This window comes from Pseudoalteromonas sp. SR44-5 (genome assembly GCF_014163675.1).
Lineage (GTDB): Bacteria > Pseudomonadota > Gammaproteobacteria > Enterobacterales > Alteromonadaceae > Pseudoalteromonas > Pseudoalteromonas rhizosphaerae.
Genome location: NZ_JACJDT010000037.1, coordinates 1 through 14,559, shown reverse-complemented (window position 1 = coordinate 14,559; position 14,559 = coordinate 1). Strand labels below are relative to the sequence as shown.

Annotated in this window: 15 protein-coding genes and 1 pseudogene; 8 read left to right on the top strand and 8 right to left on the bottom strand. The window is 36.7% G+C overall.

The features are described 5' to 3' along the window. Positions 1-8 precede the first annotated feature (8 nt). From H5154_RS16810 to H5154_RS16795, 4 genes are all read left to right on the top strand, one after another. Complete coding sequence (locus tag H5154_RS16810) at positions 9-1,301, top strand: ankyrin repeat domain-containing protein (protein ID WP_182719027.1); 1,293 nt, start codon at positions 9-11, stop codon at positions 1,299-1,301. Between the two features lie 66 nt (positions 1,302-1,367). Then, positions 1,368-1,718 (top strand): hypothetical protein, encoded by a 351-nt coding sequence (locus H5154_RS16805; RefSeq protein WP_182719026.1) that lies wholly within the window; start codon positions 1,368-1,370, stop codon positions 1,716-1,718. A gap of 32 nt (positions 1,719-1,750) precedes the next feature. After that, positions 1,751-2,314 (top strand): hypothetical protein, encoded by a 564-nt coding sequence (locus tag H5154_RS16800; protein WP_182719025.1) that lies wholly within the window; start codon positions 1,751-1,753, stop codon positions 2,312-2,314. 69 nt (positions 2,315-2,383) lie between these two features. Further along, positions 2,384-2,887, top strand: coding sequence for an endonuclease V (locus H5154_RS16795; RefSeq protein WP_182719024.1), 504 nt, complete (start codon positions 2,384-2,386; stop codon positions 2,885-2,887). Between the two features lie 118 nt (positions 2,888-3,005). On the opposite strand, the pseudogene H5154_RS16790 reads toward H5154_RS16795, so the two are convergent. After that, a pseudogene (locus H5154_RS16790) lies at positions 3,006-3,315 on the bottom strand (IS4 family transposase); the annotation flags it as partial. A 130-nt stretch (positions 3,316-3,445) separates the two neighbouring features. On the opposite strand from H5154_RS16790, the gene H5154_RS16785 reads away from it, so the two are divergent. Beyond that, entirely contained in the window at positions 3,446-4,507 is a 1,062-nt protein-coding gene (locus tag H5154_RS16785; protein WP_182719023.1) for an SMI1/KNR4 family protein, read from the top strand. Between the two features lie 394 nt (positions 4,508-4,901). Here the strand turns inward: H5154_RS16785 and H5154_RS16780 are convergent, their stop codons facing one another. Genes H5154_RS16780 through H5154_RS16770 form a run of 3 tightly spaced genes read right to left on the bottom strand, consistent with a single transcriptional unit; the run spans position 4,902 to position 9,445 of the window. Next, entirely contained in the window at positions 4,902-5,648 is a 747-nt protein-coding gene (locus tag H5154_RS16780) for a DUF1266 domain-containing protein (RefSeq protein WP_182719022.1), read from the bottom strand. Further along, positions 5,638-7,740 (bottom strand): tetratricopeptide repeat protein, encoded by a 2,103-nt coding sequence (locus H5154_RS16775; protein WP_182719021.1) that lies wholly within the window; start codon positions 7,738-7,740, stop codon positions 5,638-5,640. Before H5154_RS16775 ends, H5154_RS16780 begins: the two co-directional genes overlap by 11 nt. A gap of 43 nt (positions 7,741-7,783) precedes the next feature. After that, positions 7,784-9,445, bottom strand: coding sequence for an Hsp70 family protein (locus H5154_RS16770; protein WP_182719020.1), 1,662 nt, complete (start codon positions 9,443-9,445; stop codon positions 7,784-7,786). A gap of 414 nt (positions 9,446-9,859) precedes the next feature. Between H5154_RS16770 and H5154_RS16765 the strand changes: the two genes are divergently transcribed. Next, positions 9,860-10,870 (top strand): SMI1/KNR4 family protein, encoded by a 1,011-nt coding sequence (locus tag H5154_RS16765; RefSeq protein ID WP_182719019.1) that lies wholly within the window; start codon positions 9,860-9,862, stop codon positions 10,868-10,870. Positions 10,871-10,943: 73 nt separating this feature from the next. Here H5154_RS16765 and H5154_RS16760 read toward each other — a convergent pair whose 3' ends face one another. The 3 genes from H5154_RS16760 to H5154_RS16755 form a co-directional block, all read right to left on the bottom strand. Further along, on the bottom strand, positions 10,944-11,624 hold the full coding sequence (locus H5154_RS16760) for a DNA-processing protein DprA (RefSeq protein WP_220491398.1): 681 nt from the start codon (positions 11,622-11,624) through the stop codon (positions 10,944-10,946). A 3-nt stretch (positions 11,625-11,627) separates the two neighbouring features. Next, positions 11,628-11,933 (bottom strand): hypothetical protein, encoded by a 306-nt coding sequence (locus tag H5154_RS23445; protein WP_220493417.1) that lies wholly within the window; start codon positions 11,931-11,933, stop codon positions 11,628-11,630. A gap of 130 nt (positions 11,934-12,063) precedes the next feature. Next, positions 12,064-12,462, bottom strand: coding sequence for a hypothetical protein (locus tag H5154_RS16755; RefSeq protein WP_182719018.1), 399 nt, complete (start codon positions 12,460-12,462; stop codon positions 12,064-12,066). A 243-nt stretch (positions 12,463-12,705) separates the two neighbouring features. On the opposite strand from H5154_RS16755, the gene H5154_RS16750 reads away from it, so the two are divergent. Continuing rightward, on the top strand, positions 12,706-13,398 hold the full coding sequence (locus tag H5154_RS16750) for a hypothetical protein (protein ID WP_182719017.1): 693 nt from the start codon (positions 12,706-12,708) through the stop codon (positions 13,396-13,398). A gap of 106 nt (positions 13,399-13,504) precedes the next feature. Then, positions 13,505-13,783, top strand: coding sequence for a hypothetical protein (locus H5154_RS16745; RefSeq protein ID WP_182785130.1), 279 nt, complete (start codon positions 13,505-13,507; stop codon positions 13,781-13,783). Here the strand turns inward: H5154_RS16745 and H5154_RS16740 are convergent. Next, on the bottom strand, positions 13,756-14,559 hold an 804-nt coding region (locus H5154_RS16740), incomplete at its 5' end, for an ISAs1 family transposase (protein ID WP_182719015.1). The two genes, H5154_RS16745 and H5154_RS16740, sit on opposite strands and share 28 nt — an antisense overlap.

Genomic DNA, 14,559 nt, shown 5'->3' with positions numbered 1-14,559 from the left:
GATGAGCAATGACATTGCACCAAGCACTTGAGTCGAAGGATTTTAATCTCGCGACACAAATAGCAAAAATCCTCAGCGATAGCGAAATTATACAAGTATTGAATGAGACGTTTGTTTTACAAAATCTACATGCCTATTGGCTTGCCTTGGATTTTTGGCTGCTATTAGATGAAAAAAATATCGTGTCGCTCGATTTGCTAAAAAATATGGGGGACGAGGAGGAAGTCGATTTTAATAACATTGATATTGAAAGTCTCATCAATTCAACAACCGAAAAACCAAAACTGAAAGTCGATCAAAAAAAATCATTTCCACTGCTAATATTAGAAAATGAATTAAGGTACTTTGAACATAAAAGCGAAGAAGAATGTGCCATATTAGTTAAATTTATAAACGCTTGTAGAAATTTAAATGCCAAAGGGGGAAAATTATTAACACAAGCGCTTTCACCTAACACACCACTGTCGATTCTCGATGCCTTAATTGAAAAGGGGTGTGACCCTATGTACGAGAATAACGCTCAACAAAACTTTCTTTTTAATATAGTGAAATGGCGTAAACAAGTAGACATAGATACGTTTAAAAAATATCTAACCTATTTTATAGACCAAGGATTAGATATTAATCACCGTGATGTAATAGACGAAACCCCTATCATTGCTTTAATTAAATCAGGTGAAGCAACACAGCGTATAGACGTTATGATCGAGTTAGGCGCTGATATACATATTCAAAAAACGGATATTGATGGCTTTGATTTATTAGAAATAGCAGTTACAAGTTACAATCCCGATTTTGTGAGTGCTTTACTTAAGCATGGACTCGCTTTTGATTATGAAAAACAAGATAGAGAAGGCCATAGTGTATTATTTCGCTTTACAGACCATGGGGTTAGAAAAGATCAATTAACGCTATTTTCTTTATTACTACAGGGACAGCCTGATCTTTATCAGATTAATCACGACAGTAGATGTGAAAAGCATTACTCTACCCCAATGGAAAATTTAGTAACAGAAGCACACCCAGACGCATTAAAACTGGCGTTAGCTATGCTTCGACCAGACATCAACCAAACCGATGAGGAAGGTAACACACCTTTACACCTTGCTGCATCTAATTATGTACATGAAGCAGCCCGAGCGGTTGTTAATTTAGAACGAATAAAAATACTTATAGCGTATGGGGCTGATGTCAACACACTAAACAACAAGGAACAAACACCTGCAGCTTGTGCCAGTGATGATGATAAAAAGGCCGATATACTGGCATTTTTATTAGCAAAAGAACACCAAGCAAAGTGAAATACGAGATCTATAACTAAATAATAGTAATATTCGTATCCGAAGCTGATCATTAAGGATAAAAAGATGATAAAGCGTTTTCTAAGCTTACTTGTTTTATGCCCCTTACCTTTAATTGCTTGTCAATGGCAACCTGATGACTTAATCGGAAGCTACCGAAGTTTGGGGCACTCCTATTTTGATACCTTTGCACTAGAGAGAGAAGATATATTTCATTCATGGTTACACCAAAGGCCTGAAATGACGGCAAAGTGGCAGCTTGATAAAAATTGTATATTGGTAATACGCAGTGAACACTTAACACACCCAATCAAGCTCACCTTAATTGCATTAACAGTCAATAAAGCAGTGTTTAGTGATGGTCAAACTAAACAGCACTATCAACGCTTAAGTGCACAACAAAAAACAGCCAAGTAAATTAACCCTAGACACTAATTTAGAGATAACGAATGAGATTGACTAATTTAAAACACCTGAGTCTATACTTAATTTTGCTATTTAATATATTTGCTTTTCAAAGCTACGCCTCTGAGCCTGCTATTTTTTCAAAATACAGCAAAGCGTTAACTTTAGTTGAGCAAAATCCTGAGCTATATCGCTATCGTTTCAACGGGCCAATTACAATACGTGGACTACTCGTAATTCAGCTTGATATGGCAAGCCCAACTCAAGCAAGCGGCGATATTATCAACATCCGTATTATTCCAACTCGATTAGCGCGCAGTAAGTTGCCCGCTATCATTCATGGACGTTATACATCGTCGATTGAGGCTATTTTTATACGTTTATCAGCTCCCCAATTAGACGAACTATTTGCAGGTAAAGAAAACTGGCAACGTTTAAGTCATGGTACAGAAAGACTTATAAAGCAACCCGTAGAAGTCACATTTAATGATTTTAGCGCATCGGTAGAATGCGACAGCCGCACCTACACCGCAACCATTAACACCATAGCAGCTATAACAGATAAGCGAGTCGCTGCATTATCTAAGCTTGATATAAGCGGCTGTTAAGCCACCTTAAATTAAAGCCGTGATTATTAATAAAGCACTACGACACATATAATTTAACAGGAGTACACATTGATTTTTGCCATTGATTGCCAATATTACGACGACACAGCTATTGCTGCCGGTATCTTATTTGAAAACTGGCACGACGAAGAAATAACAGCAAAGCAAGTCAACACCATTGAAAATATTGCTCCCTATGAACCGGGGCAGTTTTATAAACGCGAGTTACCGTGTATTTTGTCCGTACTAAAATCTTTAGATACTCAACCAGATATCATCATTGTTGATGGCTATGTCACTTTAAGTAGTGCACAAAAGCCAGGTCTGGGCATGCACCTTTATGAAGCACTTGAACAACAGATTCCCGTTATTGGCGTAGCCAAAAGATCATTTGTCGATACACCAAAAGAAGCTGGAATTTTGCGAGGAAAAAGTGAAAATCCTCTTTATATAAGCAGTGTGGGAATTGATCTTGAACAAGCAAAAGAACACATACTGCACATGCATGGTAAAAATCGCCACCCAACCTTATTAAAATACGTTGACCAGCTAGCTAGAGGCATTGTTACCTAAAACGAATAGCAAAGGTATGGATGTAAAAACTGTGTAAATACCCGTTAGATATAGGGAACTAATTGCTCCTTAAATTCTATTATAGTAAGACTCAGATCCCGAGAGAGCCATACAGTTTTTATCTAAGCGACAAGCACTCACGGCAAGCCTTATTTAATTGCTGAAGTGCTTTTGAAAAGATTCTCAGTTTTATATTATAGCCAAATTTTTCAAAGTATTGCGCCCCAAAACTAAAGCCAGACAGCACTTTTCTATTTTTTAACGCGATCAATAACGTGACATTCAAGTGGCCTTTTTCATAGCAACGACAATGAGGTAAATAATAGCCATGACTGCGAAGCACCTTTAGTATATTTCAAGCTTACGCTGCTGCGAATAGCTTTTCCTCGAAGGTTATTCTTCTTTCTTTGTTTACGTTTTGATTTAAAAAAACTGCACACAACAATTGATTCTAAGCGACCTAACTTCTTTGATGCATATTTAGACTTGATACAAAGCTATATACGAATCATTTTTTTAGATAGACTATCAAGCATCTTTACAAGGAGGAAAATATAGATGCAATTTATAGACCCTTTTCCAGTCAAATGCGAGTTTTGTCAACACTTAGCTTATTATCCGTTAACCCCGCTTAAGGCTGAAAAAGCAGCCTGTACAGCTTGCAAAAAAGTTTTACGGCAGACACCTCGTGATCTTCGTAGATCCAGCCGTAAACATGGAATTGAAATTTGGCCTACAGCTCTTATATTTGAAGTTATGCTGCAGTTCGATATTGACTATGATTTGGTTAGCGACGATGAACTTAATGAGGAAACAACCCTATCAACATTTATTGAACTAATGCAAAGAGCTGATCCAAGTATTTCCGCGCGTGACCTACTTAACTTTGATATGTTAGACACTGCTCGCTCTACCTGTGATGAAGAACAATTACTAACGCTAAAGCTGGAGGAGCTGTCTTTACTGTCTCATCCTAAAGAGCCGTTACCAGACAATAATTCTCTTGCAGATCCAAATGTCAAAGGCATTGAGAAAAGTGAACTGCAAACGATGTATAAACAGCGTCGAAAAGCACGACAAACCCAAGATAAACTTACCCCGCGTCCTTCAGCTGAAGAATCCACCGTTGAAGTTAAGGCCCCTAATGCTAATAAATACTCTAACTTTTGGCAAAAACAAAGCGAAGAAAACCACGCGGATATAGATAAGCCATTAACCGATGAGGAAATTCAAAATACTGTGAATAATTTGGGATATACGCTACCCATACTCTATATACAGTTAATGAAAATACAAAATGGTGGCTATCCACAAAACACGCTCATTCAACTCAATGAAGAAAAACCATCTAACTATAGTATCAGCGAGTTTATTAGGCTAGATTCTATCGCTGCAGAAAGTGAATATATGAGAAACGAATGGGGTTATCCTGATATCGGGCTATATATTTGTAATTGCCCTTCGGCAGGGCACCACTTGGTTGCTTTAGATTACACTGAGTGCGGGCCTACAGGTGAGCCTACAGTGGTACATGTCGATCAAGAAAATGACTTTAAAAAAACCATTCTTGCTACAAATTTTGAGCTGTTTATTAGTAAACTACAATATGATGAAGATTAACCTCATGAAATGTGTCATTGCTTTAGAATACTCTGTAACACTTTTTATATAACTAGCTTTTTAAATACAGCATGATCATTTTTTAAATATATTCTTAACTGCTCAAGCTTTTTAGGCTGAGACACTATCAGCTCGCGGTGTGTGGTTTGGTACAGTTTATATTATGGAATTTACCTTTTGAGTTAATCTAGAACAAGCAAATTTAATGCAATTCGCGCTACTTTAGCGCTCTCTACATTGCTCAGCATTAATTAACTCAATAAGTAATTGACTATAAGATCTAGGGCTTTAACGTATAAAGTCAAGATTTTATCACTTTGGTTTTGTTACTAGTACGGGTTGACATGTTGTAATAAAAGCCACACGTTAAGTGGCTTTTATTACTATGCTAGCGCTACAAGTCTATTTGCCAGTTGAGTTGACACCAAGGGTGGTTATCGTCAGCTAAAATTGATGTCAATTCTTCGATATCTAGCTTAATCTCTTGTTTTACTTCGAAAGCATCAGGGTAGCGTTCTGGTGGACCATCCATAGGTTTATCGAGTTTTACACCCACCCAAGTTAAGCGCCCTACTATGTGACTCATGGCTAACTCTTGCCAATCAGTAAATAATTGTTGCGCAATTTTACCTAGCACTAGCAAATAATACCAAGTTTCTTGTTCTGTAATTAAACCCGTAGTATACGCACACCGGCATAGAAATGCAGAACGACCCACATCAAAACCTTTAATCCCACAGTCAGATAATGAAACATTATGCTTTTGAGCCCATCCACTAACCATATATTCATTACTGTTTTTATCGTTGTTTCGATTCAAGTAAAAGTGTTCAATAAATAAATCATAACGCACACTTTCAATCAAACGGCTCATAAACTCGCTGCTACGAGCTGTATCTAAAAAAATATTTAATGTTTCAACTAAATCAGCTTTAGTATGTATACCATAACTATTTTTTAATACTTTTACATTGCCATTAATAATCGCTTGTAGTGGGTACGTTTCACTCTTATGTAATAAGCAATCCAGTGAGTAGCCATTTTGCATCGATAAGTAGCCTGATAAGCTGATTAACCATTGCTTTTGTTCATCGGTTAACGATTGACTTTGCAACATTAAGTCTTCTTGATTATTGTCCATCAACTCTCTCCTTTGTATCTTGCAATTGCTGGCATAAAGCTTTGCACTGCTGTGCATAAGGTAACCCTTGTTCGATAAGCGCTTCACAGCATTTAATAGCTGAATTTAAAGAATGAACGGCATATGGATGAGTATTATATTCGTGGGCAGCTTGTTGAAATGCAGCTAAAGCCGTGTCATATTGGTTTAACTCTAAAAGTGCGCACCCTTTAAAATAATATGCTTGTGGTGCTGCACGTAAACCTTTAATCGCTATATCAGCTAACATGATGCAGGTGTCAAAGTCTTGCTGGTCAAACGCGGCCTCCAAAAACTTTAAACAATCACGCGGGTTGTAAAGCATAAGTTGTTTAATTTCTTTTATATAATTAAGTACGTTACGTTGAAAATCATCAACAACACTTGTATCCGCATAAGCAACTAATTCGGTGTCACGAATATATAATATAGCCAGTGCAAAAATTTGCAGTGATTCAGTATGCCCAAGAGATTCTACTGGGCGCCTCACTGAATCGTCTTCTCGGGTTAGCTCAAGTATGTCCATTTCTTGCTCTGAGTAACAACGTGGTTTTGTTGAACCAGGGAAAAAATCCGTTTTATAGAAATCCTGAAAACTAGCAATATGCTCTTGTAATGTATCAACTAAAACTTCATATGTGATTAAATCGTAGCAATATCTTAATAAATCAACAACTAATGGCCATCCCCACAGCTGGCGTTGATTGTATAAATCAATAAACACTAAAAACTCAGAGTAGGCTTCTTCAAAACGGTGTAATTTACATAAGCAAAGCGCTTGTAAATAATTCGCTTGTTCTACAAATATCGGTTTGTATTGCTCGGTGATTGACAACGCATCCTGATATCGTCCATTTTCATACAGTAAGGTCGCAATTTTTATCGCGTTTTTAGCTTCATCAGCTCTCAACTCTCGAATATATCCGCGTCTTGCTGTAATTAATGCAACTTCAAGCTCCATATCACCAATAGCAGCTAGTTTTGCATCTAAATAAAGATATGCCTTTTCATAATTATTAAGCTTTAAATAACATAAACCAATATATTTGAACATTACCTTAGTACACAGTACGCGGTAATTATGTTCTTGCTTTAAATAAAGTGCGAGTGCAGCCTCATAATTTTTTAATTTATACTCAGCATGTGCTTGGTAATTTAACAGATCTTCCTCTGTTTGTGGAATTGTCAGAGGTTCAAGTATACGTTTAATGGCGCTATAGCTATTAAGCGTCCATAAATACTTAACTATATAATTATAAAGGGGAAAGTCATTTTTAAACTCAGGTCCAATTTGTTCAGCAACATTTTCTAAATCTTCTGTAGTCAATGTGTCGTATAAACATTTATCTTCAATATAGTTACGTATTTCAAGATGGCGTTGAAGATTTTTAAAATCAACATGTTCTGAAATACCGACCACTAAACCGTCATGTATTCTCTTTGGTAACGTTTTTATATAACCCGACAATGCAACCGCAATTTGACGCGTAGTATCATCGCCACTGATAGATAAGCTACCAGAAATACTTAAACTGGTATCTAAAAATGTCCAGATATTTTCAGGTAAAAAATAGTGTTTAGACAAAAAGTCGAGTAAGTTGACAGTCAACGCATTACTTTGATTAACATCCCAAAATATCGGCGCCGCGAACAACATTTTCCATTGTTCTAAATTGTGCCTAACTGAAATATCACTATAAAGCTGTGTTAAGGCAAGGTTGAGTTGGGATATTGTTTTAATAGTTGAAAATTCAACGAGTTCGTCGTCATCAGTCTCGTGATTGGAGCTAGGTGGTGGCTCCGAAAAAACTTCATCCTGTGTGTCTTCAATATCAGTATCTAGTTGCGGCTGAAATGCTTTAAGTGATGCATCGTGCCAACTAGCTGAATTATCATTTGCATCATCATCACTTTTTGAGATTTCTTCTAGTGCTTGATCATACGCTTTACGTAACGCTTTAAACTCTTCAGGGAATTCTGTTGGCGGAGTTTGTTTTAGTAACTGCGTATAAGCTAATTTTATAGCCCGCTTATCTTTAGTTGGTTCAATACCTAATAGTATCCAATGGTACATTTAGTTTACTCTTATGTTGTGGGCACAAATAATAGAATGCATGTTAATAAGAAATATTCAAAAACATTTTTATACGCTCTTTGGCAGCGTCAATTTTATGATTATCATGGGTTTCTAACGCGCGATCAAAAAGCCCAATGCTTTCACCAACCTTTCTACGTTTATCACCTAAGCTCTCTTGAAACATGCGATCGAGCTTTGCTTTAAAAGCGGTATTGGCAAGTTTATTTTTTGGGAGTATTTTTAAAGCTTGCAGTCTTGAAAATTGCTCTTGCAATTGATTTTGGTCAAGCTCTTTCACGTTCTCACCAACATAAGTACGATAGGTTTTTTCAGAATCCTTGTTTTTAACTTCCACTTCAATCACACCATTGAGATCATAAGTGTAAGTTATATAAAAAGACTGAATTTTGTTCAAAGGTTCAAGTGTAATGTCTAATGTACCCATTAATACATTATCTTTAGGTAGGTAATTTTCACCTTGATAAATGTTAATCAAAACACTTTCTTGACTTGGATGTCTAGAAAATAAAGAGCGCGTTTCACTGACCGGGATCGTAGAGTTACGCTCAATAATGGGTAAAAACTCAGGTTGGTTATGCTCGTTAGATATCTCAACGCCCAGTGTAAATGGGCAAACATCAGTCATGATTACATCTTTGAGCTGAATATTACGCTCGTTCATACTTGCTTGAATGGCAGCCCCAATAGCAATAGCATGATCTGGGTTGTATTGGATTTGTGTAATACGCGAAAATACATGATTAATTTGTTGACGAAAAATAGGCATGCGGGTCGCACCGCCGACAAAGATAAGACCTGCAATATCATCCATCGATAATTTTGCATCAGACATCGCTCTATGAATAGGAAACTTAATACGCTCAATTAAATCATGACAAATATGGCCGAAATCGTCTTCACTTAGGGTATAAGTTAAAACATCGCCTTTGTATTCAAAATCAAAACTGGCAGAGTCATCTATGGTTAGCTGACATTTTAATTGATCACATAAAGACCATATATTTCTTCGCTCACTTTTGGCTAGACGGTACGGTTGGATATCATTTTTGCCAAATACATCGTCGACAATAGCTTGGGTAAAGTCATTACCACCGAGGTAATTATCGCCTCCAGAGGCGTGAATCTCAAAAATGTCATTAAACACTTCAATAACTGATACATCAAATGTTCCACCACCGAGATCAAGCACTAAATAAGTGTTATCTGAATCTTTATTATCTAATCCATATGCAAGGGCTGCCGCGGTTGGCTCGTTAATTAAGCGCTCAACCGTTAAACCAGCAAGTGAAGCCGCCTGCTGTGTTGCTTGTCGTTGTTTATTATTAAAGTAGGCCGGTACTGAAATAACAGCTTCAGTAATGGGTTGTTGTAAATATACTTCAGCTTGCTCTTTAAGGTGCTTAAGTAAAATAGCCGACAGCTCTATTGGGGTATAAGATTGTTCTTCTAATTGATAAACTTTATCTGTGCCCATAAAACGTTTAAATTCAGACACCGTCAACTCAGGATGAGTCGCTAAACGATCCCGCGCAGCTTGACCTACCAATACATAGTCATCTGAAAAACTCACAATAGAAGGCACTAGAACATTGCCCTCAGAGTCAGCGATAAGTTTAACACCACTATCTTGCCATACAGCAACAACACTGTGTGTCGTTCCCAGATCAATCCCTATCTTCATATTACTCCCCCGTTCATCGGAACATTCTTAAATCGTTTTATATATATTAAAACCACTATTTAAAAAATCACTTATTATACTAACATTGATTGTTATATGTAAAACCCATCAAAATAAGAAAGTGCAATAAAAAAGCCTATTTTTTCACTGCGTGTAATTCAGGCCAAAAAGATGTTCACCATGACAAATTAACCCACTATTAATCAAGGAGATAAGAACGAAAATATAACAGATAAAATGATTAATCTAAGAAATTAAAGATAACAAGAGCTCCATTAACTAATTAAAACGAGCTTAAACATATTCAAATATTAACATTAATCAATTGTAAGTTTTAAGCTATTTTAAATTAATACTGAGTTAATCTTACCGTGATATACTAAGTTTATTTTTTACTTTATTAATAAGATTCTCATGCAAAATATCTGTGCGTATAACGATACTTTAAAAACCAAAAAATGGCATGACCTTCATTTTCCAGCAATAGAAATCACCAATTTGCCGTCTTTTTCACAAGATGAAAGCTACATCTTTAGTGACTTACTTCATCAAGCAGTAAAAGATCGAACAGACCAAGATGTTCTCAAGCTTTTCTTAATAACACCTGATACTCAATTGAGTAATCATTTTTATATGGTTGCCTACTTACAAGATAAGACTATTTTTACCGCCGAAGTGCTCAACACCCCACTATTTTCACAATGGTTAACAACAATTGATAGAGAAAGAAGAAAAGGCGTAGAACCTAAATCTAAGCTGTATGATCTTGCCAGTAATAGTCTATCTAGTCGCCCAATATCAAGAGCGTTTGCTGAGCAAATATTCACACATACCGGTGAGTTTATTGATGAAAATATTCCTAATGCATTTAAAGCAGAAGAATTAGCGCAACAAAAAATAGATTACATCACCCCATTTATTAACTTTGATTCCCATGAAGACTTTTCTTTAGTAAAACAAAATTTAACTCAATTAGTTGAGTCTGAGGGATTAAAAATAATAGAGCCCATTGATAATAAAGCGATTTATCAACAATTTAAAACGCAAGCTGGTTTTGAGTTTCCCACTATTTTAAAAGACTTTTTAACACTGCATAATGGCATTGAAAAAACAGGTTTTATGAATGCACAGACCATACTAAAAGAATGGAGTGACTGGCAAACACCATATCAAAAATGGACGCAAGAGGACTTGCTCGATACTTACAGCAGTAACGATGGCACAGTACTGCCTTTATATTGCACCCCCTATTGGATCCCCTTTTTCGACCAAGGTTGTGGTAATTTTTATGCCATAGATCTTGCACCAAACAGTAAAGGAAAACCTGGGCAGGTAATTAGTTTTGGCGCAGACCAAGAAAGCGGCTATCTACAAGCGCATAGCTTAGCAGAACTCATTGCTGGTTTTATCCATAACGAAGATTAACAGCAACTTTTAACGACGTATCTTGGCCCATCGTTTAGTTGTAATGATGGGCTTTTTTATAAACTAAAACCTTTTACGTTGAAATAAAATCGTCTTGAAAGCTTAAGCTTTGTTGAACGACTTTACCGTTTGCTTGCATGTCGTCTTGAATATACTTTAACAGTCCATTCACGCAGATTGGCATTTCCCACGCGCTGGCACCGCGCTCCATTTCAGAGAACTTTAATTCAGGCCTTAAATTGGCTGTTCCAGGTAAGAACACATTAGCAATTTTTTTATTGTACTTATGTGCAAATGCGACAGTGTGAGCACTGCCACTTTTAATTTCCCACTCGATAGGTAGCAGCGTATTACAAAGCGCAGCCTGTATTCGATTTCGTCTAACAAAGTTTTCGGCACTGTATAATTGTTCAGGCAGGTATTCTGTTACTACTGTGCCACCACGATTTAATATTTGCGCTTTAAGTGTGTTAGAGCCTTTAGGAAACTCAACGTATATACCATTACCAAGAACCGCAACGGTGGGAATGTTATATTTTATCGATTCTGTATGTGCTATTTGATCGATACCCAAAGCTAAGCCACTGACTGTAACAAGCCCTTTATTTGCCAATGCTGCGATGACTATTTTCGCTAAAATTACACCATCTGTTGATGGCTTACGAGTACCTATCACTGATACGGATTTTTTATGTAAGTTTTCAATTGGACCCTGAACAAAAATCCAATGAGGTGCATCATCAATTTTCTTCAACTCTTAAGGAAAAAGCTCCTGCTCTCGGAACAAAAGTCTTACATTATCAGCATGAAGAGAACGTGCGCGCGCTAAGCCAATTGACCAAAGTTGTTGTTGATATGCTTGCCATTCAATATCATCAGGTAATGACACATTCAGGTGTTTAGAAATTTCATCAGCATTACTCGCTTTAAGTAAATTTTTAAAGCCTAAGCCTGACTCTGCTATTTTGTGTAATACCCAATACCCAACGCCGCTTAATGAAGTCAACGCGAGAAAAGCCACAGTTTCATTGCGCCAATAGCCTTTTTGCTGTTCTTTACTCAACGCCAAATTCCATACAACTGTTTAATTTAAAACGCGCTGATTTTTACAGTATTATCAATCAAAGGCAAGGTAAACCAACTGCCTCGGTTGGCACACCTAAAATGCCAAAGCGCTTGTTAAAAACGCAAACTTACTCGTTTAATAACTCATTAAGCGTTGTTATGTTTTTATCTTGCGATTCATAAATAGTATCAAATGGCTCACTTGACCAATCGCCGTGTTTACTTTGCCATGCAAACCAAGCAGATGAAATAAACTCAAACTCTTGCATTTCCTCCACCTCTTCACCGGCTAAAAAGTTAATTAACTGCGCTAACGTACAGTGCCCACTATCAACCAACGTTAACACCTCTGTTCCCATTAGCTCTGTGTCGTCATCAAGTAAAATGATAACAACCGATTCTACAATCAGTTCATACTCCTTATATTCCATTATTGGCGTAACGTATGACTCATCTTGATGGCCTAATAAAATACTGGCGTAATTATCACTAACTTGACCATTTTTAAAAACTAATTGTTGATTCATTTATTTATTTACCTTAACTGCCATGATCGACTTATCTTATTCTTTAAATTATCAAATTTTTGGGTTTAATTCACGACTTACACAATCAAAAATAAGCTCAACCTTAGAACATGGTATTAAATGATAAATAGAACCAAGCAAAAAGCAGCCTGTTTGCTAGAGGTTTTCGAATAGCTGCCCATTGTGGTTTATTAAAAAATATCATGCTAAATTAGAAAACTCTAAATCAAGGATGATGTATTTTTGCAACACTCAAATCTACCTAAGAATGTAAAGTTTCACATTAAAAATACCTATTTGCCAAATAAGGTAAAATTAAGGACTCAAGGCCACCTCAATATTATTGCAGTTAGGGCCATACTAACTTTCATCGTTCCATTTTGTGGTGTGGTTGGCTATTTTACTGAGTCAATATTTTATGGTATTTGCTTTGCTCCTTTATTTTTATCACTCGTTTTTGCTTACTCAAGAAGCCATTATTTAGTCCTTGATGTTGAAACTGGTAAAGCGTACAAAGAAAAATTATTTCTAGCTAAAGCCACATCAAAAAAGATTTTAAAAAATTTAAACGATGTTGAAGTTTTAGTGCAACAAATTCCAGGCCTTGCAGATAAGTATCAAATAGCGCTGTGCCATGAACGCTACACAATTGGCACCTACCAAGATACTCAAGCAGCAGCCGCGTTTTTAGCTAATCATTTTGGCTGTATACACACAGAAAAGGTAAATGAGTTTACAGAAAAAACAAACGTCAGCAGTAACACACCCGATTTAGACCAAAATGCACTCGATAATAGACCTGCAAGTACAGCAGATGATCCAGCTCTAAAAAGCGGCAAAGATATAACTTTCTGGGATACCAAATCATTAATTAAAATGATTCTCCTCCCCTTCATCTGTTTTATCATCATCGGACTAATAGCGATTACTTTATAAAATGAAATTTACAAAACTGACAAATCAACAAGCGCAAATCAAGCCATTTGCCACAAGTGCTGTTAACTTTATGGGCGCATTTATTTTATTTATAAGTTGTTTATGTATGTTTAGTGTAATAGATGGCGAATTTCCCTTGGTACCTTGGGCTGCTATTTCCACACTTGGCTTTTGTTGTACATTTGCTAATTACAAAATTAAAATTGATAAAGAAACAAAAAACATAATTATACGCGCCAAAAGCATTTACGTTATTAAAGCAGATTCAATTGCATTTGCGGATATACGCGGCATAGTGGTTGACGAAAAATTATTTGGTAAAAGGGATTACCGCCAGGGCAAGAGCATGAAAAAAGCCTATGATTTCAATACCTTTTCAAGGTAATCTGTACTGCGCATAGCTTTTTTCTGTTTTGCGGGCATGCCTTTATTAAAGCTTGTTTCTGCTTTTAGCTGATTAAATGCGATGTGTCTCAGCCCCGCAAATACAGGTGCTGCACCTTCACGCCTAATTCGGCAATCATCTTCTTTAAATCCGACATCTAAACGCCTATGTAATCCATTCTCTATTTGCCAATGTTGCCGTGCAGATCTTGCGAGTTCTTCCGCCGATAAATATGCTGAACTGATGTAGTATCTATAGCATAACTCATTGCTTACTTTGTTTTTTTCTTTCCTATAAGAAACAATAACTCCCACTGTTTTGGCATCTTTCCAATTGCTCGTTTCTGATAAATCACTTACGTTATGACTAACAGCACAACACCTGAATTCTTCTCTGTTTTTATGATAATCGGCTTCATTAAACAAAACTCCTTCGGACGCTTGTCGTGTGACCTCAGGTAATAAAGCATTCTCTATTTGTGACAGCAGTCCTTTATGGTTCGCTTTTACTGCAAGTAGGTAATCGGCTTGTTTATCCACTATTGTCTCTGCAATTGATTTTTGACACCCCATCGCGTCAATCGTGACTAAGCAGCCTTTTATCTCCAGTAATTCAAGAAGCTCTGGTAACGCTGTTATTTCATTCGACTTTTTATCAACAGGGCATTGCGCCAAAACAACACCATTTTCGCACGCAAATGCACTGACCATATAAAGTGCATCGCGCCTATCTGACTGATTAAATGAACCTTTCAATCGCTTACCATCAATCGCAAC

Coding starts and splice junctions, on each gene's coding strand:
- H5154_RS16810 (WP_182719027.1), top strand. CDS start 9: ATGACATTGCACCAAGCACTTGAGTCGAAGGATTTTAATCTCGCGACA.
- H5154_RS16805 (WP_182719026.1), top strand. CDS start 1,368: ATGATAAAGCGTTTTCTAAGCTTACTTGTTTTATGCCCCTTACCTTTA.
- H5154_RS16800 (WP_182719025.1), top strand. CDS start 1,751: ATGAGATTGACTAATTTAAAACACCTGAGTCTATACTTAATTTTGCTA.
- H5154_RS16785 (WP_182719023.1), top strand. CDS start 3,446: ATGCAATTTATAGACCCTTTTCCAGTCAAATGCGAGTTTTGTCAACAC.
- H5154_RS16780 (WP_182719022.1), bottom strand. CDS start 5,648: ATGGACAATAATCAAGAAGACTTAATGTTGCAAAGTCAATCGTTAACC.
- H5154_RS16775 (WP_182719021.1), bottom strand. CDS start 7,740: ATGTACCATTGGATACTATTAGGTATTGAACCAACTAAAGATAAGCGG.
- H5154_RS16770 (WP_182719020.1), bottom strand. CDS start 9,445: ATGAAGATAGGGATTGATCTGGGAACGACACACAGTGTTGTTGCTGTA.
- H5154_RS16765 (WP_182719019.1), top strand. CDS start 9,860: ATGCAAAATATCTGTGCGTATAACGATACTTTAAAAACCAAAAAATGG.
- H5154_RS16755 (WP_182719018.1), bottom strand. CDS start 12,462: ATGAATCAACAATTAGTTTTTAAAAATGGTCAAGTTAGTGATAATTAC.
- H5154_RS16745 (WP_182785130.1), top strand. CDS start 13,505: ATGTTTAGTGTAATAGATGGCGAATTTCCCTTGGTACCTTGGGCTGCT.